Here is a 23,245-nt window from a genome sequence, read left to right as displayed (position 1 = left end):
ACAATACCCCGCCAGCAACTACCAGCCAGGTCTCGTTGCCATCCCAGAAGCCCGCCATGGATGCCATGATGGCACCACGCTCTTCTTCGTCCTTGGAGAACAAGGCAAAAATACCGGCGCCGAGATCAGCCCCGTCCAAAGCGATATATAACAAAAACATCAGCCCAAGTATCATCCACCACCAGGTGGAGAGGGCAGATACGATACGAACAATATCTGAACTAAGTTCCATGCTATTTACTCCGGTGACTTATTCATTAAGGAAGGAGGAACGAATTCCTCCTTCTGATCCGGTTCTATTAACGGTCTGAGTGCATCATGGGCTTGTGGGCGAAAGTCGGTGCAACATGCCCGCCTCCCGCTTGCGCAGCATCATGATCTTCACTGTGATGTTGAAACAAGGTGTCGGAGTGTGGAATGTCATCAACACCCTTCTGGATGACGCGACTGAAGAAGTACCAGGCGCCGGACCAGACCACCAGTTCAAAAATGATATAACCGACAAACCAGACAATTTCCTGAGTCACACCCATGTTGCTGACCCCTTCATAGGTCCGCATCATGCCGAATACCACCCAGGGCTGACGACCGATTTCCCGAACCCACCAACCCGTCCAAATGGCCAGATAAGGGAGGAAGCCCGAGAACACCACCGCACGCAGAAACCAGGGATTTTTGCGTAATTCCAGGGCGTTCATTTTGCCACGCACGCGCAACCAGTTGCCCCAAAGAGCGACAAAAAACAGGAAGAAACCGATGGCCACCATAGTCCGGAAGGCATAGAAAGGTACCCATACATCGGGGCGTTCGTTCACCGGAAATTCATCCATGCCTTGTACCGGGCTGCTCCAGGTATGGGTTTCCAGGAGACTCAGTACATGCGGAATTTGAATGGCGAACAGATTTTTCCCGGCCTGTACGTCTGGAATGGCAATGAGGTTCCAGTTGGTATTAGGTTTTCCATTCGGCAGGTAGGTGTGGAAGTGTCCTTCCATGGCAGCCAAAGAAGTGGGCTGAGTTTTTGCAACGTCTTGACCGACACTGTCACCGATAAAAATCTGTAGAGGAGTGACAATGAGCAGCGCCAGCAAAGTGGGCTTCAGAATTTTGATGAAAAGATCGGCATGACGGTTTTTGAGGATAAACCAGGCGCTGACCGATGCGAATACAAACAATGCCAGTTCTACAGTGGCGACCCACATATGGGGAAAGCCCCAGATAAAATTGTCATTGAGAATGGCATGCCACCAGTTGCTGACCTGAAATAATCCATCTTTCAGCACAACGCCGTTAGGCGTCTGCATCCAGGAGTTGGCCACCAGAATCCACATGGCGGACAAGCTGGAAGAAATGCCAACGTTTAAAGTGGCAAATAAATGCATGCCCTTGCTGATTTTGCCCCAACCAAACACCATCAGGCCGATGAAGCCGGCTTCATACATGAATGCGGTGATCGTTTCGAAGCCAAGAATGTTGCCGAAGAAAGGGCCTACAGCCTGAGAGAAAGGGCCATAAAGAATACCAAAGGCCATTTCCATGGTGACGCCGGTGGCGACACCTGCGCCAAAATTGATGATGAAGATTTTTTCAAAAAAACGATTGAGCTTGTACCAGCGCTCATCACCGCTTTTTAACCAGGCAAGCTCCATAAAAAAGAGCAGCCAGGACATGCCGATGGTCATTGGCGTCCAGAGAATGTGCATGGAGGTGATCCAGGCAAAATCCAGACGGCTCAAAAGCACCGGTAATGAATTTTCGATAACCATGGTGATACTCCCTTAGCTTATTATGCTGTTGCTGACTACTGGTTCACCTTCAGCAAATGCCGTGCCATGGTCTGGTCAGCTGTGAACGCCTGCTTTATCAGCGTCTTGTAATATAGCGGGCGGTCATTATGTGCATAACAACCATAACAGGGTGGTTTAAATGAACCGAATGCCATAAAATAACCCAGTATAAAAATACCCGCTTAGATTATTATTGTTCTTGTCAGTGCTGCAGTTCAACAAAAATAATGAGTTTTTTACTTCAAATTGTTACAGTCCCAAAGAAACAGAAATGAATAATTTCAATGTTGCCCATTACTCGAAGTTGGGGAGAACATCGTGCTGAAGCAGCGCCATATATGCCTTTAGGTCATTGGATTTCCAGGAGCGCCAGGTCGCGTCTCTATCCGTATCTGCTGGATCAGATCACAGTCCTTGCAGGGTTGGTACTCTTGAATCAGTTTGCTGGCATATTGATCCCTGACCCGGCGCAACATTGGTATTTGTCGGTTTGGGTGAGCTCTGGTCTGTATGTTTTTCTGGTGATGCGCAGGGGCAACGGCTTATGGCCCGGCTTATTGTTAGGTGGTTTTCTCGGTGGCTGGTCTTTGGGTTACAGTCCATTCAACGCTTTTGGATTGGCAGCTGGAGAACTGCTTTCGGCATGGATCTCGGTGCGCCTGATGTATCGATGGACTGCTGACTGGAACTCGTTGAGGTATCGCAATGATTTGCTCTCATTTATGATTTTTCCTGGTGTGTTAAATGGCGTAATGGCCGGACTATGGGGGACCGTCTGGCAACAAACGTCCATATCGTGGACATCCTCTGCAATTCCTTTTGATATGCTCAGCAATGGTAGCGGCGTGAGCTTTGGTGTCTTGCTGGTGACCAGTAATTTGCTATCTTGGCAGAAAGGCCAGCGCTGGCGTGAACTTGTTTCTGGTGGGGCTTGGTTCTGGTTTTTTTCGGGCTTTGCTGTTGCTGCTACCACAATGCTTTTCTGGCATCGATATGCAGAATTTACAGGCATTGTCGGATTGGTGTTTTTACTGCTTTTGCCCATACTTTGGGCGCTGACACGATTTCCTGTCGATGCGGTTTCACGTTTGGTGCTGCTCTTGTTTTTGATTGCCATTGCCGGTACCGCCCGTGGCCTGGGGCCATTCAGTGCGACTATGCCTCTACACCCCATGGCTGTTTTACAAATTATGGGAATGGGCATGATCAGCGTTGTTCTGTTTGCATCTGCAATGATGGCTGAGTCTGCGCGCCACAGAGAGGCCCTGCGCCATGGGAATAGATGGTTAGAGCGTCGCGTCGAAGAACGCACCCTGGCTTTACGGCAGAGTCAGAAAGAATTGCTGGTGAGAGGACTGGTTATCGGTGCAGTAAGTGCCGTTAATCGATTATTTTCGGAGAACGTCGGCCAGGATGAAAATCTGATTTTTCAGGGCTTCTGTGAAATCCTGCAGAGACAACTGGAGTTGCCTCTGGTATGGATTGTCAAAGATGGCAACGCCTTGGATACGGCGGTGCTTTGTGCAGTAGCTGGCCCGCTTGCAAGCACCTTCCGGACTGTATTGGAACAGGCCCCAGACTTGGTCGACGAGGCGCGTGACAAGGTACGGCTTTGGAAAACCTGGGGGGATTTCAGTAAGAGCCACCAATTAGGCAATAGCATAACCCAGGACTTTACCTGGCCCGATGGTCGGCTTGGCCATATCACTTTGCAGCGCGCTCAGGGGGCAGGTTTCCCGGACCAGGTGACCGAAATATTGCGTCAGGTGGCTGCAGATCTGCAGGATTTTCTCCAGCGTCAGCATGATTATTTTTCTCTGCAGCGAACCCGCGCTTTACAGCAGGCGCTACTGCGGGCCGGTGAGGTGACCCTGGCGGCTGAAGATATGCAAGGGCTCTTGCAAAAGAGTTGTCAGCAGCTGATTGACAGCGGCATCTTTATTGCCACCTGGATTGCACGACCTGCCGCAGACGGCTGTATGGACGCCTTGGCCTACGCGGGCTGGAGTGCTTCTAATGCCCTGAAAAGACGTTGGCCGGTGTCTGCAGACTTGCCCGAGGGGCAAACGGTCGGGGCCCGGGCGTGGCGAGCGGATGCCCTAGTGGTTCAGCAGGATTACCTGGTGGATCCGCTCATTCAACCCTGGCGTGCTCAGGCTCTGGAATATGGTTGGCGTGCGGCTGCTGCCTTGCCTATTGAACATGGCGGAGAACGCTGGGCGATTCTGGCGGTTATTGGTGATCGGCCGCAAATGTTTTCAGATGACATTTGTGATGTCCTAAGCCAGGTAGCACGCTTGGTCGGCCATGGGCTGGACGAGCTGGTTCTGAAGCAAAAACTGGCCGAAGAAAAAATGCAAATTGAAGAAGCCCGACAAAAGCTGGAAAAAGTGGCTTTTTACGATCCACTGACGGGTCTTGCGAATCGGCGTCTGCTGGAAAGCCAATTGGAACAGGCGATGGCTCGCCAGCAGCGTCAGGATCATGTGCTGGCCGTTTGTATGTTGGATCTTGACCGCTTCAAGCCGATCAATGATGCGTTTGGGCACGAAGCGGGTGATCAGGTTCTGGTGAGCTTGGGACATCGTTTGGCGGAAGTTTTGCGAAAAAATGACATGGTTGGTCGCTTTGGTGGTGACGAATTCGTGATTTTGCTGGAGTCCGTGCAAAATCAGGACGACCTTTATCAGATATTGCGTAAAATTGAGCATGCGATGACCTCGCCCATTCAACTGGAGAATGGTCAGAGTGTCCGCGTCGGATTGAGCATTGGGGTGAGTGTCTACACGGGCGCAGAAAAAATGCTGAGCCCAGAAGAGTTGCTCCGCCAGGCGGACCGCGCCCTTTATGAAAGTAAAAACAATAAAAATGAACGAGATGCCTGCTGGATCCTGCACGAACCCAGTACTGCTCTGGAGCGTGCGCCACTCGCCCAGCGGCTCCTCGCGAGCGGGCAGCTTCTGGTGTTGTATCAGCCGGTTTGGGATACCCAGTCGAGCCGGGTTGCCGGTATGGAATCATTGGCCCGCTTGCAAGCGGAGGATGGTAGCATATTAACGCCCCGGGATTTTCTGCCCCAACTGCGGGGCAGCCATTTGTGTCATCTGACCCAACGTATGCTGGCCCAATCTCTGGAAGACCTGAACAGTCTTGGTGAGGCTGGGGATGGCTTATGGGTCTCTGTGAATATTGATCCGCAATCACTCACCAAGCCTTGTATTCGCCAAATCCGTCAGATTATTCTCAATAGTGGCCTTAATCCGGCCCGTATTATTCTCGAAATCCTTGAAGGGACAGATTTCCTTGAACGCAATTCCGCCCTGGAATTGTTGCGCCAGATTCGCGCATTAGGTGTCCGTCTGGCCCTGGATGATGTGGGCAGTGCCTACGCCTCCCTATTGCGTCTGAAAGAGTTGCCAGTAGACGAAATCAAGCTGGACCAAGGGTTCGTGCGCACTCTGGCGCAACGCCCGGATGATTTACATTTCGTGTTGGCAGTGCGCGATCTGGCCCAGGGATTAGAGGTGGATCTGGTAGTGGAAGGCGTCGAAAACGAAGCGATTCTTGATGCGATGATGACCCTCAATATTCCTCTGCTGCAAGGTAGGCATATTGCTCGTCCCATGTCCATCAGTCGGCTGCGTACCTGGTTGCGACGCAAGCAGCCGGTGCGCACGCATCCTTCGACCCTTCTGGGAATTTATGCGGCCCAAATGGCCAATCACAACCTTTTGACTAAAATGGCCTGCCAAAACCCACACTTGATGCACGCAGAAACCCTCAGCGATGACAAATCCTGTCCCATTCATGCTTATCTCCAAAGTCTGGAGCCAACAAATCAAGATTTGCTGATGCGCCAACATCAACTTTATCATCGCGAGTTGGGCAGCTTGCTCAGGCAATTGGCAGTGGATCGGGATCAGGCGGACTGGGTTGCCCTGAATCAGACTGAGGAAAGTTTTTTGCGCTTGCTCCGCGAAGCCTGGCAGAAGCAAAGCCATTAACCTGAAAACGGCAGTGGGCCTGGGGGCTTTTTGCGCCAACGTCCCTTGCCTGTTGTTCTAAGGTTCATCCTGCTGTCAGGAGAGAACTCACCCTTTGGGCTCAGACAGCTCTCCTGACGGGCGCAGGATTTCACCAAGAACAACAACGGCGCGGGCCAAAGTCGCGGCAAAGCCCCCAGGCCCACCGCCGTTTTCAGGATTAATGCTTGCGGGAAATTGAGGGCATGGCCTACTCTTCAAGTAAATGAATTGTGCAAAATCATCCTGCTTGCTTTGACCAAGGAGTCGCCTCATGTCTGCAGCCCCTCTGACCACTTCACCCGCATGGCAACATTTACAGGCGCACCGCAAGAGCTGGGAAGATGTCACTCTGCGTCAGCTTTTTCGGGAGGACCCCCATCGTGCCGGGCATTTTTCGGCAGAAGCCTGCGGGATTTATCTGGATTACTCCAAACATTTGCTGCGTCGGGAAACCCTGAATCTGCTTTTTGATCTTGCCCGCAGTCGTGATCTGGAAGCGCGCCGCGACGCCATGTTTGCCGGGGAAAAAATCAACCATACCGAGGGTAGGGCCGCATTTCATGCTGCTTTGCGGGCACCCCAGGGTACGGTTATGCGCACCGGGGGGGTGGACGTTGTCCCTGAAGTGCATCAGGTGCTGGAGCAAATGGCACGTTTTACCCGGGCCATTCATGAACAGTCCTGGCGGGGGGCCACTGGTCAGCCGATTCGTCAGATTGTGAACATTGGTATTGGCGGTTCTTACCTGGGTCCGGAAATGGCCTGGAAAGCCCTGCGTGCCTACCGGCATACCGATGTTCATCTACATTTTGTGGCTAATGTGGATGGCGCGACGCTCAGCGATGTGACGGCGCATCTGGATCCTGCAGAAACCCTGTTCATTATTTCATCCAAGACGTTTACCACGCTGGAAACCATGACCAATGCCCATGCCGCCCGGCACTGGATTACCGCTGCTTTGGGTGAAGACGCAGTATCCCGGCATTTTGTGGCGGTTTCTACCAATGCTGAAGCCGTCAAGGCCTTTGGTATGGATACTGAACATATGTTCGGTTTCTGGGACTGGGTGGGGGGCCGTTATTCCATGGATTCAGCGATTGGCTTGTCCACCATGCTCGGCGTTGGGGTGCAGCATTTTCAGGAAATGCTCGCCGGTTTTCATGCCATGGATATGCATTTCCAGAACGCGCCGCTGGAACAGAATCTGCCGGTGTTACTGGGCCTTATATCCATCTGGTACAACAATTTCTGGGGAGCGCAAACCCAGGCTATTTTACCCTATGCTTATGATCTGGCGCGTTTTCCGGCCTATTTACAGCAGTTACAAATGGAAAGTAATGGTAAAAGTGTCAATGAAGCCGGGCAACTGCTGTCCGTAGATAGTGGTCCCATTATCTGGGGCGAGCCGGGAACAGATGGGCAACATTCTTTTTATCAGCTGATTCATCAGGGTACGCGATTGATTCCCTGCGATTTCATAGGCTTTTGTCACCCCCTCAGTGCTTCAGCAGAACAGCATGAATTGTTGATGGCGAATCTGATTGCCCAGGCAGAGGCTTTGGCTTTTGGCAAAACGGCGGAGGAATTGCGGGCTGAGGATGTTTCCGAAGCGCAAGTTCCCTTCCGCACGTTTGCCGGAAACCGTCCGAGTAGCGTACTGCTTGTGGATGCCCTGAGCCCGCATAGTCTGGGTACACTGGTGGCTTTGTATGAACACAGCGTATTCACTCAGGGGATCATCTGGGGCATTGACTCGTTTGATCAGTGGGGTGTGGAATTGGGTAAGGTGCTGGCGCAGCGTATTGTTTCTGATATGCAGGGTCAAACCCGGCACCCCCATGATGGGTCCACATCGACCCTGCTGGAACGCTATTTGCGGCGACGTGGGCACTAGATTTTTCGGGATTGACCGGGTCTCATGCAACGGGGCGGGAACTTTTACCCGGCTATGGTTTTCCAATGAGGAATTATTAGCCGGATTGAAGAGCCGCCCAACAACATGAAACTGCCCATTGTTCTGGCCATTACGGCCGTATTTTGCTGGGGGAGCGTCGCCTGTGCGGCCGTTCCGCCTCTACCCCCCATGCCTACTTTGCCGCCGCCACCACCCATGCCGGCGCCACAATTGACCGGTATTCAGTCTGCCGTTTTGCTGGACATCAACAGCGATCAGATTCTGATGGCCGAAAATGATGAAAAGCCGGTTAATCCTTCGGGATTGGTCAAGCTGATGACCGCCTACCTGATGTATCAGGCGGAAAAGCAGGGTCTGGTGCAGCCAGGCGAAAATGTACATGTGTCCAATGACGCCTGGCATGCCCAGGGTTCCCGCATGTTTATTCAGCCGGGAATGCCAGTGACCATGACGCAGCTCACCCATGGACTCCTGATTGACGGCGGGAATGATGCCGCCATTGCCATTGCCGAGACGGTGGCTGGTAGCGTTGGCGGTTTTGTGGATTTGATGAACCATGACGCAGCGGCCATGGGATTGCAGCACACCCATTTCACCAATCCCGATGGTCTTCCACAGCCGGGACAAACCAGCACCGCGCTGGACCTTGCCCGTTTGTCAGCGCGTTTGATTCAAAGTTATCCGCAAGTGATGCAGGTTGCCGGCAAGGTTTCCTATACCTATAACCACATCACCCAATACAACTACAATCCGTTGGCTGGACAGGATGGCGTGAATGGCCTGGGAGTGGGTTTGGCGGGTAAAAACAGCTGGAATCTGGCGGTCAGCGCAACCCGGGATGGTCGTACATTGGTAGCCGTTGTTTTGGGTGCGCCCTCACGCAGTGCTGCAGGTAGTGATGCCAGCGCCTTGCTCCACTATGGCTGGAACGGCTGGCATAATGTATCTCTCTACAAGGCGGGGGCAACCGTTGCCAAAATGCATAACGGTGACTGGAGCCCGGCGTCGGTGCAGGGTGTGACGGCAGGGCCGGTCGTGGTTTCCGAACCCAAGCAGCAGAAAACCCAGTTGCAAACCCGCTTTGTACCAACTCCCAACCTGAAGGCCCCCCTCGCAGCGGGGGCTGGAATTGGTACCCTGCAAATTTCCTGGCACGGTCATGTCCTGAAAACGGTTCCTGTTCAAACCCGAAGTGCTGTGAAGCCAGCGGGCTGGTTTACCCGCCTGATTCACGAGGGTGAGTCATGGTTATGACTGGTAACAAGAGCACCTGCTTTATAGCCCTGCGGATCAGGGGCTGATTTTGGCTGCGCGTGGAATGTCTTCCCGGCGCCGCTGGGTTTTCTGGACGCTTGTCGTTCTCCTGCTGGTTGCCCTGAATATTGTGGTTGGGGTCGGGGTTTGGACCTGGCGGATATGGCAGGAATTGCCACCCGTCGTGCAACTCGAAAACTGGCATCCTCAGGAGCCGTTACGCATTTATGCGGATAATGACCACCTGCTGCAGGTGGTCGGTCCGCAACTGCGCTATGCCCTGCCCCTGAAGCAAATTCCCAAGACGCTGCAAGATGCTTTTATTTCCGCCGAAAATTCAAAATTCTATAGTCATAATCCGATTTATTATCCGGTCAGCTTTCCGGGCATTATCCGCGCAGCATTTGTGGATCTGGTGCATATGGCTCCCGTGCAGGGGGCCAGCACCATCACCGAACAGGTGGCCCGCAATTTTTATTTGACCCCCAAAAAAACCATTACCCGCAAGGTCGCGGAAATTCTGCTGGCTTATAAACTGGGCGCACGTCTGCATCGTCCGCAAATTCTGGATTTGTACCTCAACAAGATTTATCTGGGCGAGGGGGCGTACGGGGTACAGGCAGCGGCGGAAACTTACTACGGCAAAACCGTCAACCAACTGACTATTGGCGAAATGGCGACTTTGGCGGGTCTGCCAGCGGCACCTTCGGATTTTAATCCGATTGCCTCATCCGCTTCGGCAAAAACCCGTCGCGATTATGTATTGCGGCACATGGCGCATTACGGATACATCACCAAGGCGCAGGAAGAAGCGGCTCTGGCTGAACCTATCAAAGCCCATTATCACGCTCCGGCCAGCAACATTGCCCCCTATGCCACTGACTGGATTCGTAACTGGCTGGAAAAACATTTTGGGGCTGATTTTACCTACCGCAGTGGTCTGCGGGTTTACACCAGCATCAACCCCACCGACCAGCGCGCGGCTGATCGGGATATTGCCGTCGGTCTGGAAAACTACGGTATGGGTCTGGACAGCATGGATCCCAAGGCCTGGCATGGTCCCATAGCCCAGTTGTCGACGGCAGCCATGGAAGCCGCGCTACAGGGACAGCGGCCCAGCCAGTTGCCCCATCACGACCCGGCCAATTTGCATTGGGGGGTCGTGGTCAAATCCACTCCGGAAATGGCGACGGTTTCCTTCCAAGGCCGTCATTTGGTGCATCTGAGCTTGCGCGACGTCGCCTGGGCACGTTCCGCTCCCAAGGGTAATCCACCCACCGCCGTCAATCAGGTGCTGCAACCCGGTGATTTGATCTGGCTAAGACGCTATGTGGTTGCAGCCACCTCAGGAACGGGCAACCCGGTCTGGGGTACCAAGGTTTGGCACAATATTCCTCATGGTGGTTGGCAGTTGGCGCAGATTCCTCATGTGCAGGGTGCCCTGGTGTCGCTGGCCAGTCGCTCAGGGGCCATCCTGGCTTTATCGGGGGGCTTTAGCTATGAACTGAGCCATTTTGACCGGGCTCTTTATGCCTTCCGGCAGCCGGGATCGGGGTTCAAACCGTTTGTGTATTCTTCGGCCATGGACGCATCGACCTATTTGGCCAGCGGGCGCAAACATTATCTTACCCCTGTTTCCCTCATTGCCGACACGCCGCTGGTGATTCATCTCGGTAACGGACAGGTTTATGCGCCGACCAACTACAGTCGTACTTTTTCGAATATTCCCTTTCCAGTTTGGGAGGATCTGGCGGATTCCCATAATGTGCCGAGTGTTCGCCTGTTGATGCATGTCGGCATTCCCTACGCCAAGCGCTATGTGGAGCGTTTTGGTATTCCGGCAAAACAGATTCCCGCCTCACCCTCCATGGTATTGGGGTCCGGAGACTTTACCCCCCTGCAAATCGCGCGCGGCTACGCCGTGTTTTCCAGCGGGGGTTTTCTGCCCCATCCCTATTTGATTCGTAAAATTGTCACTGCGCACGGCACGACGGTTTCGCTGCTGGGTTGTCCTTTAGGCTATCGACCGCCATCCGGACAAACCGTGATTCCGCCGGGAGTGGCTTTTCTGATGACGCGAATGATGGAGAGGGTCATCCGGGTGGGGACCGGGGTCGCTGCGCAAATTCTCCATCGCCATGATCTTGCAGGTAAAACCGGCACAACCAATCACGAAGACAATGCCTGGTTCAATGGCTTTAATCCCAATATTACAACATCTGTCTGGGTGGGGTATGACAATAATCAATCCATGGGAACCTGGGCGGCGGGTGCTCGCCAGGCCTTGCCTATCTGGATTCGGTATATGCATACGGCGCTGGCGCAGTATCCGGATGTGGGTTTCTTCCAACCACCGGATGTGGTGACGGCACGTTATAACCCCAAAACAGGTGACCTTGCGCCGCAGGGCGATCCGGGGCATCAATATCCCATCGGCTATTTTTTATCCGGTTACCTGCCACCCAAGCCCAAACCCAAGGTCAGTGCGGAAACCCAAAGTTTTATTCACGCATTGATGCATATTTTCTAGGAGACGGAGAATGAAGCAGTGGTTGGCCCTGATAATTATCGCCCTGTGTTTCTGGGGAGCCTTTGAAGTCAGTCACCACTGGCTGGTGCAGCATCCCGATCATCCTGACCAGCGCACCTTAAAGGTCATTTCCCATTAGGTAAAGGTCGTTACGCAGAGGTGTTCTTAATATCGTAGCTACTCCTATTTGTGTTACATTTCTGGCCGTTCAGAAAATTTTTTGAGTCTGCAGATATTATCAAAGGAAGCCTTATGCGCCGTTTAGGAATTGCCATTTTATTACTGGTTGGAGCCAGTTCCATTTCTGCCCTGGCTGCCGATGCGCCCATGCAGCCGGGGCTCTGGGTGATGCATGTTTCCGGGACGACAAAAGTCTCTTCGCCGCCAGTCAGTACACCCATGGAACGCAGTATGCAGATTTGCGTGAAAGCCCATCAAAAACCGGAATCGGTTTTTCTGCCAGCAGGGAGTGATCGCTGTACCGGCAGCCATAAAGTGTTGCCCGATGGCAAAACCCAATGGACATTTCACTGTCAGGCACCGGGGGCCTCCATGACCCAGGTAGGTTGGTTTCAGACCAGCCCCCATCATCTGAACTCGCACTGGGTCATTACCGCTATTGTGCATAGCGAGGCTCATTACGAAACAGTGACTGATATGCAAATGCAGGGCACTTACCTCAGTGCGCACTGTGGAAAAGTCAAATAAGCGGTTGTTAAACAGAAGGCTGGCGCAGCAGATCCAGAAAAGCTCTGCTGCTGTGGCTGGCTTCCTTGCGATATAACACCGAAAGGCGATGATGAATATGCGGTTCCGTATTCAGGGTAATCACCCCCGGACGTTGTCCCCCACTGTCATTTAGTGCTGAAACAAAACTCACCCCCAAACCACAACGTACAGCATCACGAATCGCCGCGAGACCACTCAACTCATAACGAATTTCCGGATAAATTCCAGCCTCTTTCAGGGCTTGCAGAGCATGCTCGCGAATGCCTGAACCTTCTTCTCTCCATACCAGTGCTGTGGACGCCAACGCCTGTAAAGGCAATGGTTTTTGCGCCAACTGCAGCCAGTGCGGATTTTCTGGTGCCAGCAGGACAATAGTGGTTTCCCGGAGGGTTTCCTGAACCCACTCGGTCTGTGCAGGCGAGGCCAGATCATCCTCTACAAAAACCAGATCAGCCTGATCGCGCATGGCCCTGGCGGCGCGGCTGTTGGTGGCTACCAGGCGCAGGGACACCCCCGGATATTGCTGCTGGAACCGGGCAATAGCCTGCGGCAACAAGGTTTCCGCATTGCTGTGGCTGGCGAGAATAGATAGCGAACCACGCAGCATTTTTTCGGTGTCCTGACAGAGATTGCGGGCGTCTTCCAGGGCATTTTCGATTTGTTCGGCGATACGTAACAGCGCCATCCCCATGGCCGTAGGGGTGATACCGTGGCGATTCCGTTGATAGAGCGGTTCCCCGACAATTTCCTGGAGGTTTTTGAGGCGGTGAGAGACGGCGGGCTGGGTCATGAACAAGCTGTCTGCCGCTGCATGGAGATTGCCATGGCGTGCCGCCTGGGCCCAGACCAGCAACAAAACCGGATCAATACGCTGATGCAGCATGAGCAGGCTCCAGTGATTAAGAAATTACCTGTGTTTATTTAAACAATAAAAAATTAGCATTAGATGAATATCCTGTCCAGGTGCAAGCTGAATACAAATTCAATTGCATCGGGAAAATCGTCATGAAAATCCTTGCTGAAGTTCCGGGGAATGATCCCCGGCAAATCATCCGTCATTTCACCCCCAACTGGTTCGCCGCCAATATGGGTACGGGTATTCTGGCGCTGATGATTGCCGAGTTTCCCTATGGCGAATGGGGTCAGAAAATCTTTGCACAGGGTCTATGGACCATTAACGTGTTGTTTTTCGCACTGTTTGCCCTGCTGTTTCTGGGGCGAGCGGCGTTTTATCCGGCCAGCTTTCGCCGCCTTTTTCAACATCCGGTACAGTCTCTTTTTATTGGTGCCATTCCCATGGGCTTTGCCACCATCGTCAACGGCATGCTCATTATCTGGCCGGTCACCGCCTGGTCACTGCAAATCACTACCATCTTGTGGTGGATAGATGTGGCTCTGGCCGTGTTTTCGGTGTTGTTGGTGCCTTTTTTCATGTTTACCGCCCAGGAACACAGTGTTGAAAAAATGACCGCAGCCTGGTTGTTGCCCATCGTTCCCCCGGAAGTGACGGCGGCCAGTGGTGGGCTACTGGCGCAACATCTACAACCTTCTCTCGGTGTTTCCGTGGTTTATGTGAGTTATCTGCTCTGGGCCATATCAATACTGCTGGCCATGGGGATTCTGGCCATTCTGCTTTTGCGTCTGACCCTGCACAAGCTTCCCCATCAGGATATGGCGGTGTCTGCCTGGCTGCCTTTGGGACCTTTGGGAACCGGCGCCATGGCGATGATTACTCTGGGGCTGGCTGATCAGAAAATCTTTGCGGGAACCGCTCTTGCCGGCATGGGCAATTTTGGCTACATGGCCGGCCTGTTTGTCGCGTTGATTCTTTGGGGATTCGGGTTGTGGTGGCTGCTGATGGCGGTGTTTTTTACCCTGCGTTATCTGGGCGAAGGTCTGCCTTTTAATATGGGCTGGTGGGGTTTTACCTTTCCATTGGGCGTATTTAACGCCGCCACCTACCTGCTTGCACGGGAGACCCACTGGAGCGTTTTTTTACCCTTGGGAGCCTTGTTTACCGTCGCTTTGGCCGTTTTCTGGGTGATTGTGACCCAGCGCAGCTTTAAGGGCATGTGGAGTGGCCGTCTGTTTCGTGCGCCCTGCCTTTCTACGGAAACCGGATTACCGGAGTCGTGTGCTACCCAAAGTACGCGGCGTCTGACGGAAAATGACCTCGGTGAAATGAGGGATTAGAAATATCTGAAGTAATGGTTCAGATGCTTTATCGAAATAAAAGGAGATATCAATCATGAAATATCCAATGATCGCTGCTGCTGCAGGTGCTTTGCTCATGGGACCCCTATTGGCCCAGGCCGATACTTTACCCCATGCGGAGCATTACCAGACGATTCAACAGTTTTTGGGGGCCAGCAAGGTCACCGGGAATATCCGTTCATACTACTTCAATCAGCTTTATGGAGGTAACGCATTACCCGATAAATATGCCTATTCACTGGGCGGTATGTTGAAAGTGCAAACGGCGCCGCTCTATGGTCTCAGTGCCGGCGTGGCTTTTTATACGGCCAATAGTCTGGGTGCCAATGATCTGAATGCTCCCGGTTATACCCATCTGGATGCGCTGTTGATGGGGGAAAAAGACAGTCTGAATGTACTGGGACAAGCCTATTTGCAGTATCAGGATCACTGGCTGAAAGTGAAAGCCGGAGACCTGTTGCTGCATACCCCCTGGATGAATCCGTCGGATGCTTTCATGATCCCAAGCACCTTCCAGGCGGTCACCGTGCAGGTCAACCCCATTCACAATTTGCAACTGATCGGGATTCGCGAATTTCGCTTTAAAAACCGGATACAGGGGGATTACCATCGAGAGACCCTGCTGAATCAAAATCCCATTTATCCTGATATGTCGGATCATATGGATGGCACACTGGCTTTCGGCGCGAAGGCGCATTGGCAGGGCATGAAATCCAGCGCCTGGTTCTACAAGTTTTACGACCTGGCTAATCTGTTTTACGGGACCGTCCATTATGGATTATCCGGCTTGCCCTATGGCTTGAAGCCCTTCGCCGATTTTCAGTATGCGCGGGAATGGGCAGACGGCGCGCAATACGCGGGTCCCGTCAACGCGACCGTATTTGGTGGAATGCTCGGTCTACAAATACCTTTTGGGCAGGTTTTTGCGGCCTATGATGAGATTCCCAGTCGCAGTCCGTTTTCCATGGGCGGACGGACTTTGTATAACGGCGGATTTGTTTCCCCCTATACCCAGCAGTACAGCGCCGACCCACTGTACACCAGCATCATGGATTATGGGCTGGTCTCTTCTTCTGCGGCAGGACATGCCTGGAAGTTCGGTTTTTTAATCCATCCCATACGGCAATTGCGGATCAAGTATTCCTACAGCATGTATTGTACCCATCCCTACCTGCCGAAAGTGGACGCCAATTATCTGGATGTGACCTATACCCCGGGAGGATTCTGGAAGGGATTATCTCTGCGTAACCGTCTGGCTATAGAGCATAGCAACCCCTATGCGAACTATCAGGGAACCTTTATTGATGATCGTTTGATGTTGCAGTATGCCTTTTGAAGGGCTTTAAGCAAAGTAATGTGATATTGATTTGCGGTGTAAGGCGACCTCCTCCCCATCGTTTACGATGGGCGTTTGGCTCTGCCTCGGCAGGGCCATTTTTTAGAAAAACCACGCATCCGCCTCAGTGCGGAATCTCTTTTGGTCACTATGTTAAATCTACTATTAAGGGGTGATATCATGAAAAGAAGTTCTATAACTTTAGCCATTCTAACCGTTGTTTTTTGTGGTATTGCGCAGGCGGATATTACCACCAATACCGGTGTTCCCTTTCCTACCCCTTATCAAAAGCAGAATGACTGTGGGTATTGTCAGTCAGCCCAATCTTACTCGAAGGAACTGATGGCTGAGAAAAAATCGGTGACTCCAAAAAAAGGGAAACCAGATGTATCGTCTTCTTCAAAGAAAGTCACCATAGTAACAAAACCTCAACACAAATCCTCTTGATAAATAAAAATCCCCGCAGCAAGCTGCGGGGTATTTCCTCAGCCGCTATTTGCTAGATGTCGCTGCAAGCAGCGGAAAATCAAACCCAAAGAGATTCAATATCAAAGAGAGGGGGTTGCTAGTACTGTTTGACACAAGTACGCCGTTTTCTATTGCACACCTTTATAAATATCTACGACACTTACTTAGGAGGCATTCATTCAATTTGGATGTTAATTACCACACGGAGCGTCGAACGTCTTAAAACTCGAAGAGGGTGACGAAGTTTTCGTGGCAATCAAAGCCAGTGAAGTCAATATCGAAAAACCTTGAAGCGACTGTTTTAAGCGATCCACCGTACGGCGGAGCAGGGCGTGTCACTGTCCGATCACCCTGCAACCGCTGTTACGGATTCTCTGCAATGGCGAGTTTTTTATTCACATCTATTGCCTTAGCCATTCCTAAGCGGTGATTATACCGCCGTTAAAATTTATAGGTAAACATCACCCGATTATAAACGAAGGAGTGCTGGGGCGAGCCGGGGAATAATCCCTGCACGCCGCCATTGCCGACCTCCACCTGATCGCGTAAGCACAATCCTTTGAACAAGCCCTGCGGAAAATAGCTGACGTTGAAGTGGGTCCAGTTGCTATTGCCGGAAAAGTAGGTGCTAAACTGCGAATAGCCAGCGGTGAGTTGTACCTCTTTGGGCAAAACCCAGTAAGCGGCGCGGACTCGCCAACCATGTCCGGGTCCGACACCCACCAGACCCTGAATCATGCTGTCCACATACAGTGGGTCCGCCGTATAACCGACCGTGTAGGGGGAGATAATGGCTCCACCACCGAGGGCGTGAGCGTGTAATTCGGTAGCGTCATAGGCCCACCATAAGCTTCCGTGGGGAAAGCTGACGCCGGTTTTGATCCCCCAGTTGGTACTGTTGACGCCTTGCCCGGATTGACCGAGCAGTGTGGTTCCAGTGCTGGCAAAGGCTTCTCCGGCGCCCCATTCCCGGGTGAACTGGGCGTCCACAAAAGGCTTGAGGACGAAGGATGTCGGTAGGGCGTAGTGGCCGCTCCAGTAGAACATGTTGGCAAACTGATCAAGCTGATAAAACCAGGCGTCAGTTTTGGCTGTATGCCAGTGGTATCTGGCACCAAAGGCCAAAGCGTCATTGCTGGCTGCGGTATAGCTTTCGGGCAGGACATTAGGGCCACCATACAAATAATCCCCAAAACTGGGCCCGTAATAGTAAAGATTGTCGCGGGTAAACTGATCATTGGTACGATCTTTCCAGCGGAAAATCCGCAGGGCACTGAGGGTCAGTCCGCGAACGGGATGTGCCTCCAGGGTAACGCCCTGATAGGTGACGGGAATGACGCGGCCCCCAACCCGATTCAGCCAGGGCGTGTCAACCAGTTGATTGCCGACCTTGGCAGTGATCCAGTGATCCTGATATTCCAGATAGGCTTGTCCAAGCGCGTTGATGGAGGGACTGTCGCCCATCAGAGTTTTATCGACCCGGTCAGGATTGCTGGCGAGGGTACCCATGGCGTTGGCCGTATAAAAACTGACCCCTATCCGGAATCCCGATAAAAAGGGAGCGGTTAAAACATTGATCCGTCCCGCTAGAGAGTAAGCATAAGCGTTGGGCTTATCCGCTGTGCCGTACAGACGGCTGAAGTAATAAGAGCGAATTTGTCCGTCGATTTTGCTTTTTGCAAAAAACTGGCCCAGGGTGTCAGCCTGAGCATGGACGCCGCTCAGTATGCTGGCGGCAGTCATGGCAGTTACGAGCATTTTTTTCATGAAAGAACTCCAAATATAGCGATGGTTAAATGCGATAGGTTTTTTAATATATAGCGAATGGCGCTTAAGGGCGTTGAAAATAGTGACACGAACAGACAACCAATCCATGGGGAAAGTGTTGGTAATGCAGCAAGCCGGACATGCACCATGTCCGGCCCGCAGCAGAAAACGAACAGGTGCGGAAAAACCTTACTTCAGGACAGGGCCTTTCGGTTCACCGTATCCGGTTTCCTTGAACATGGCCTGACCCTGGGGGCTGGTCATGAAATGGATGAACGCCTTGCCCAGTTTAGGATCAGGTGCATCGGTAGGCACTGCCGCATAAAACACCAGCGGCTGGGTGTGGACGGTTTTGGGTTTGCCATCCACATTCAGGGTAAAATGAACCTTGCTGTACCAGTCCTTGGACAGGGCCGGATCGCTGAGATTGATTTGATCGGGCAGGGTAATGTAGGGCAGATGCAGGGATTTGACGGCGCTTAAGTAACCCGAAGAAGCCGCCATCTGACCACTTTTGAGGCGGGCGAGCAGAGAGGCCTCGGTGAAAATCTGCTGCTGGTTCTCGACGGAGCCAAGTATGTTTTTGACCAGATCCGGCTGATGGTAATACTTTTCTGCCAGCATGAAGGTGAAAATAATATTCTGCCCCTGCGGATCGGTTTTGGGGTCAGTACGGCCAAAACGCACGCCCGGCATTTGCAGTACCTTGTACCAGGGCATTTTACCCGCAGCCGCCTTTTCAAAATCCTTGGCATAGGGGCTGTTGGGACTATAGGCAATGCACATGGCGGTGCTGGCTACGGGATAGGCTTCCTTGACCAGACCGGCTTTCATGAGGACTTCAATGGGTCCGGGAGTGATGGAAACAAACACATCGGTGCGCAGTTTGTGTCCGGCAATGAGATGCGCCAGACCATAGGCCCCTTGTCCTTCTCCTTGATAGTTGACCTTTTGCGCTTTGGCAAAGGCTGGCCCCAGGTGCAAATCCATGACGGCTCCCATGGAGCCGGCATAGGCGACGCGAAAATCCTGGGCGCTGGCGATGGCCGGCAGGGTCATCAGGGTGGCGGTGGCGATGAGATGAACAGCGGTGTTGCGTGATTTCATTGTGGGTGTTCTCCTTTCGAATATATACGATCATATATAACGACACCCAAGACATCTGTCAAGCACCTCATCAAAAATGCCTCTGCCGCGCTGTCAGCTGCAGTCCGAGACCCCGAACGTGTTGATCAATCCGCAGCATTCCGAAGCGGCGCAGTGCGTGATTGCTGCCATCTACTATTGGCCTCTGAACCCGCGCCTGAAGCCGCAGGTGCTCAGTGCGGAGCCCAGGCCGGTTCATTACTTTGCCCGGCAATAGGCAAAAAATGCAGGCCTTTGCCGTTGATGGCTACTTCACCCAATACCTTCTGACCACCACGATGGGTGGCAAAAACAATCATGCGACCATCACTGGCAAAGCTGGGATGCTCGCAGTTGCCACCGTCGTAAAGCACCTGCACGCCACTGCCATCGGGCCGCATTTCCGCCAGGGAAAGCACGCCACGATAAGCATGCACATAGGCAATCCAGCGACCATCCGGGGCGTAAGAGGGCGAGACATTGTAGCCTCCGGAATAGCTCAGGCGCTGAATGTGGCTGCCGTTGGCCTGCATCTGATAAATCTGGGCGCTACCCTGACGGTTGGACACGAAAACCAGATGATGGCCACCGGGTGACCAACTGGGGCTGGTGTTGACGGTTCCGGTGCGGGTCAGTACCTGTTCATGACCCGTTTGCAGATTTTCACGCAGCAATTCGGTGCGGCCGCGCTCCCAGACCTTGGCAAACGCCAGATACTGACCATTGGGCGAAAAGGCCGGAGCGCTGAGCGCCGTGCCCTGATCGGGAACCTGATGACGCTGACCGTTGGCAAGATTCTGAAGGTAGATCACCGAGTGCCGATGCCGGTAGGTCACATAAGCCAGTTGTCGCCCCCGGGGGGACCATGCCGGAGAAATAATCGGAATTTTACCCCGTAAAATGCTGTGCGGATTCCAGCCATCCGACTGGGCAATGTCCAGGTCATAGTGGCTTCCCTGTTGATTCACATAGGTAATATGGCTGGCAAAAGGACCCGGTTCACCGGTGATCTGCTGATACAGCAGATCGGCAATTTCCTGGCCGACCATGTGGTAGCCTTCCGCGTCACTGACGTAGCGCCGCCCGGCCAGCATTTTTTGGGTAATCAGACTGACGGCGTCTGCATCTACCACATATCCGCTGCTGGTAGGATGAACTTTACCGACTACCATGGCTAATGCTCCGGTTTTTTCCCACTGGGTGACGTTGATAGCGGCAGCAGAATGCGGGTCGTCCGGATAAAGGGTGGGGTTGATGACCGAAAAATAGCCGCTGTGCTGCAAGTCATAGCGCACAATGCTGGCAATATCCGGCTGTCCAGCAGGTCCGGATCCAAAGGCCGGAACCGCGACGGGCGCCGAACTGCTGACGGCTTTGCTGATGTTGACGGTGAGGGCGCTGGCGCTTAACGGCAGGGCACTCAGAGCCATGAGCAGGGTGATGCGACGAATAGGCCATTGCATGGAAGGCTCCTGGTTTTTGCTATAAGGATTGTTTGACGCGGTTCCACAAGCTGCCAAAGGTGCCTGCGGGTTTGGCGGCATCGGCTGCAACCAGATCGGTTTTCCCCAGCACTTTGCCATTCAGGGACACGGTCATCTCACCAAGCTTCTGGCCTTTGGCAATACCTTTGCTGCCAATTTTCTGATAAGTCACCTGGGTTTTCAGGTCTTTTTCAGCGCCGGTGGGAATCATAACGTCCACGTTTCGGGCGACTGTCACGGGGAGTTTGTCGGGATCCAGACTGGTATCGCTGTAGGTGCCTACTACGGTTCCGGCCTTGGTTACGGTGTGATTCGTGGTGAAGCGATAACCATAATCCAGCAGCGCGACGACATCGTTGACCCCGCTGGACCAGTTGGGAGCACCCATGACTACGGCAATCAGACGGCGGCCATTGCGTACTGCCGTGGTATCCATGCAGTGCCCGGCAGCGTTGGTGTGTCCGGTTTTCAGGCCGTCAATGTCAGGATGTCCGAACAGGGCCGGATTCCAGCTGCGTTGCTTGATGTTGTTATAGCGATAATATTTGATTTTGGAAATGTGGATGACCTGGGGATATTTGGCAATCAGATCCCGGGAAATCATCGCAATATCCAGGGCGGAAAGATGCAGATCTGGGGTTGGGAGTCCATCCACGTCACCATAATGTGCACCGGGTAAGCCCAGTTTGGTCGCGGTGGCATTCATTTCGTCCACAAAACTGGCGCGACTGCCTGCCACAGCCTGGGCCAGTGCCACCGCCGCGTCGTTGCCCGAGTCAATAATCAATCCATGCATCAGTTGATCTACGGTAACGGGGAGGTTGGGCTGAATGAACATGCTCGACCCGCCCGTGTGCCAGGCTACCCGGCTGACATGAATGCGCTGATGCCAGTGCAGGGTTCCGTTGGCCAGCGCTCCGTAAGTCAGATAAGCCGTCATCAATTTGGTCAGACTGGCGGGGGGTAACTGCAGATTGGCGTCTTTTTCCGCAATAATCTGGCCCGTTTGGAAATCCATCAGCACATAGCTTTTGGCATCCGGTATGGGTGGCGGTGGGGGCATCAACAGGTTGCTGCCCGCAAAGGCTGTGCCACCCGTCATCAAGGTGGCGAGGGCAGCAAGCAAAATGAAACGGGATTTGTGCTGCAGGTACTTTTTGTAGCGCATGCGACTTCCTTATACGATGGTTAATTTTTAGTGTGCAGGGAGTGTGATCACCACATAGAGGCTTTGATGACCCTGGCGAATCAGCAAAGGAATCGGTGTGTGGGCCGGCAGTTTGTGGACAATTAGCTGCAGTTGACCCGGACTGTTCACTTTCTGCTGGTCAATTTGCTGAATGACCATACCATCGGTCAATCCCATTTGCGCGGCGGGGCCGGGATAAATGCTTTCAATTTCCACTCCGTGATGAATACCCAGGCGCTTTTGGGTTGCCTGACCGAGGGTGGTGACGCGCAGCCCGAGACGGCGGATGTCTGCCGTTTTTTCGGCTTCAACATGGCGCATTTTGGCGGGCATGGTGCCAATGGTGACCTGCAGGGTTTCCGGTTTGCCGTTATGCAAAATGCCCATGGGTACTGTAGTACCCGGCGGGGTATCGCCGACGAGGGGCGGCAGTTGTCCGACGCTATAAACGGCCTCATGGTTGTAGGTCACAATGACGTCACCCGGCTTCAGGCCCGCCTTGGCGGCCGCTTCATGGGGGCTGACCGAGGCAACCAGTGCCCCGACCGGTTCTTTCAGATGGAGTGCCTTGGCCATTTGCGGATTTACTTCCTGAACGTCTACTCCAAGCCAGCCAAAGCGAAGCTTTTTGTGCTCTTCGAAGGCGTGTACCGCGCGCATCGCCGTATTGATGGGAATGCTGAAGGAGAGACCCATGTAGCCACCATCGTTGGTATAGATCTGATCATTAATACCGACGACCTGGCCTTCCATGTTGAAAATAGGCCCACCCGAGTTGCCGGGATTGATGGGAACATCACTCTGAATGAAAGGAATATATTCATCATCATGGGGCAGCGGGCGATTCAAGGCGCTGACTACACCCTGGGTGACCGTATTGTAAAAGCCAAAAGGCATGCCAATCGCGAGTAACCACTGGCCTACTTTAAGATTGCGGGAATTGCCCAGTTCTACCGTGGGCAGGTTGTGAGCATCAATTTTCAGCAGTGCCGTATCATATCGTACCGATAGACCTACCACCTTGGCAGGATAAGCATGATGGTTGGTGAGTGTCACAATAATATGATGCATGCCCCGCACCACATGCCCTGCCGTCACAATATAGCCGTTGTGGGAAATGATGAATCCAGAACCCAGGGCCTCCATTTTTTCTTTCTGGGGCGGGTTGGCTCCGGAAAATCCCTGGAAAAACTGGTAGAAAGGCGAGTTTCTGGGAAACGGATCGGTAGTGTTTCCCGCCCCTCCCCGAACGATTTTGGTGTCGGAGTCATCAATTTTAACGATGGCATTCCCATACTTATTGACAATGGGGGTGAAGTCGGGAAGATCCACCAGTTTTTGCGGCATGCTGTCTGTTTTTGCCGGCGCAGCTTTGGCCATTGTGGCGGGTGAGCTCGTCTGACTATCCGCAGCAAAAGCCCA

At 53.0% G+C, this 23,245-nt stretch carries 17 protein-coding genes; 9 read left to right on the top strand and 8 right to left on the bottom strand.

What is annotated here, in order from left to right; translation table 11 throughout:
• Together HJG40_RS01540 and HJG40_RS01535 are read right to left on the bottom strand one after the other, a co-directional pair.
• The coding region (locus tag HJG40_RS01540; RefSeq protein WP_215862571.1) for a cytochrome d ubiquinol oxidase subunit II at window positions 1-232 on the bottom strand (232 nt) is incomplete at its 3' end.
• A gap of 67 nt (window positions 233-299) precedes the next feature.
• Window positions 300-1,766, bottom strand: a complete 1,467-nt coding sequence (locus tag HJG40_RS01535; protein ID WP_215862570.1) for a cytochrome ubiquinol oxidase subunit I — start codon at window positions 1,764-1,766, stop codon at window positions 300-302.
• A 359-nt stretch (window positions 1,767-2,125) separates the two neighbouring features.
• Between HJG40_RS01535 and HJG40_RS01530 the strand changes: the two genes are divergently transcribed.
• From HJG40_RS01530 to HJG40_RS01510, 6 genes are all read left to right on the top strand, one after another.
• Entirely contained in the window at window positions 2,126-5,791 is a 3,666-nt protein-coding gene (locus tag HJG40_RS01530) for a bifunctional diguanylate cyclase/phosphodiesterase (protein WP_215862569.1), read from the top strand.
• Between the two features lie 292 nt (window positions 5,792-6,083).
• Window positions 6,084-7,706, top strand: coding sequence for a glucose-6-phosphate isomerase (pgi, locus tag HJG40_RS01525; RefSeq protein WP_215862568.1), 1,623 nt, complete (start codon window positions 6,084-6,086; stop codon window positions 7,704-7,706).
• Between the two features lie 105 nt (window positions 7,707-7,811).
• Window positions 7,812-8,981: a D-alanyl-D-alanine carboxypeptidase family protein gene (locus HJG40_RS01520; RefSeq protein ID WP_215862567.1), complete on the top strand. Its 1,170-nt coding sequence runs from the start codon at window positions 7,812-7,814 to the stop codon at window positions 8,979-8,981.
• Between the two features lie 64 nt (window positions 8,982-9,045).
• The gene (locus tag HJG40_RS01515) at window positions 9,046-11,511 is read left to right on the top strand and encodes a penicillin-binding protein 1A (protein ID WP_226856820.1); all 2,466 of its coding nucleotides are present in this window, start codon (window positions 9,046-9,048) and stop codon (window positions 11,509-11,511) included.
• Between the two features lie 10 nt (window positions 11,512-11,521).
• Window positions 11,522-11,650 (top strand): hypothetical protein, encoded by a 129-nt coding sequence (locus HJG40_RS15200; protein WP_254892803.1) that lies wholly within the window; start codon window positions 11,522-11,524, stop codon window positions 11,648-11,650.
• A 113-nt stretch (window positions 11,651-11,763) separates the two neighbouring features.
• Window positions 11,764-12,219: a DUF3617 domain-containing protein gene (locus HJG40_RS01510; protein WP_215862565.1), complete on the top strand. Its 456-nt coding sequence runs from the start codon at window positions 11,764-11,766 to the stop codon at window positions 12,217-12,219.
• 7 nt (window positions 12,220-12,226) lie between these two features.
• Here HJG40_RS01510 and HJG40_RS01505 read toward each other — a convergent pair whose 3' ends face one another.
• Window positions 12,227-13,123, bottom strand: a complete 897-nt coding sequence (locus HJG40_RS01505; RefSeq protein WP_215862564.1) for a LysR family transcriptional regulator — start codon at window positions 13,121-13,123, stop codon at window positions 12,227-12,229.
• 122 nt (window positions 13,124-13,245) lie between these two features.
• On the opposite strand from HJG40_RS01505, the gene HJG40_RS01500 reads away from it, so the two are divergent.
• The 3 genes from HJG40_RS01500 (at window position 13,246) to HJG40_RS01490 (ending at window position 16,237) form a co-directional block, all read left to right on the top strand.
• Window positions 13,246-14,433, top strand: a complete 1,188-nt coding sequence (locus tag HJG40_RS01500) for a TDT family transporter (protein WP_215862563.1) — start codon at window positions 13,246-13,248, stop codon at window positions 14,431-14,433.
• A gap of 55 nt (window positions 14,434-14,488) precedes the next feature.
• On the top strand, window positions 14,489-15,790 hold the full coding sequence (locus tag HJG40_RS01495; protein WP_215862562.1) for an OprD family outer membrane porin: 1,302 nt from the start codon (window positions 14,489-14,491) through the stop codon (window positions 15,788-15,790).
• A gap of 180 nt (window positions 15,791-15,970) precedes the next feature.
• Complete coding sequence (locus HJG40_RS01490; protein WP_215862561.1) at window positions 15,971-16,237, top strand: hypothetical protein; 267 nt, start codon at window positions 15,971-15,973, stop codon at window positions 16,235-16,237.
• A 462-nt stretch (window positions 16,238-16,699) separates the two neighbouring features.
• Here HJG40_RS01490 and HJG40_RS01485 read toward each other — a convergent pair whose 3' ends face one another.
• The 5 genes from HJG40_RS01485 to HJG40_RS01465 form a co-directional block, all read right to left on the bottom strand.
• On the bottom strand, window positions 16,700-18,025 hold the full coding sequence (locus tag HJG40_RS01485; RefSeq protein ID WP_215862560.1) for an OprD family outer membrane porin: 1,326 nt from the start codon (window positions 18,023-18,025) through the stop codon (window positions 16,700-16,702).
• Between the two features lie 189 nt (window positions 18,026-18,214).
• Entirely contained in the window at window positions 18,215-19,132 is a 918-nt protein-coding gene (locus HJG40_RS01480; protein WP_215862559.1) for an extracellular solute-binding protein, read from the bottom strand.
• A gap of 212 nt (window positions 19,133-19,344) precedes the next feature.
• Entirely contained in the window at window positions 19,345-20,613 is a 1,269-nt protein-coding gene (gene tolB, locus HJG40_RS01475; RefSeq protein WP_215862558.1) for a Tol-Pal system beta propeller repeat protein TolB, read from the bottom strand.
• A 19-nt stretch (window positions 20,614-20,632) separates the two neighbouring features.
• A complete protein-coding gene (locus HJG40_RS01470; RefSeq protein WP_215862557.1) occupies window positions 20,633-21,802 on the bottom strand; it encodes a D-alanyl-D-alanine carboxypeptidase family protein in 1,170 nt (389 codons plus the stop codon).
• 27 nt (window positions 21,803-21,829) lie between these two features.
• Window positions 21,830-23,245 (bottom strand): Do family serine endopeptidase (locus tag HJG40_RS01465; RefSeq protein ID WP_226856818.1); only part of this gene is annotated, 1,416 nt, incomplete at its 5' end.

Source organism: Acidithiobacillus concretivorus (assembly GCF_018853445.1).
In the GTDB taxonomy this organism is placed as follows: Bacteria; Pseudomonadota; Gammaproteobacteria; order Acidithiobacillales; family Acidithiobacillaceae; genus Acidithiobacillus; species Acidithiobacillus concretivorus.
This window is presented reverse-complemented; position numbering and strand designations above follow the sequence as displayed.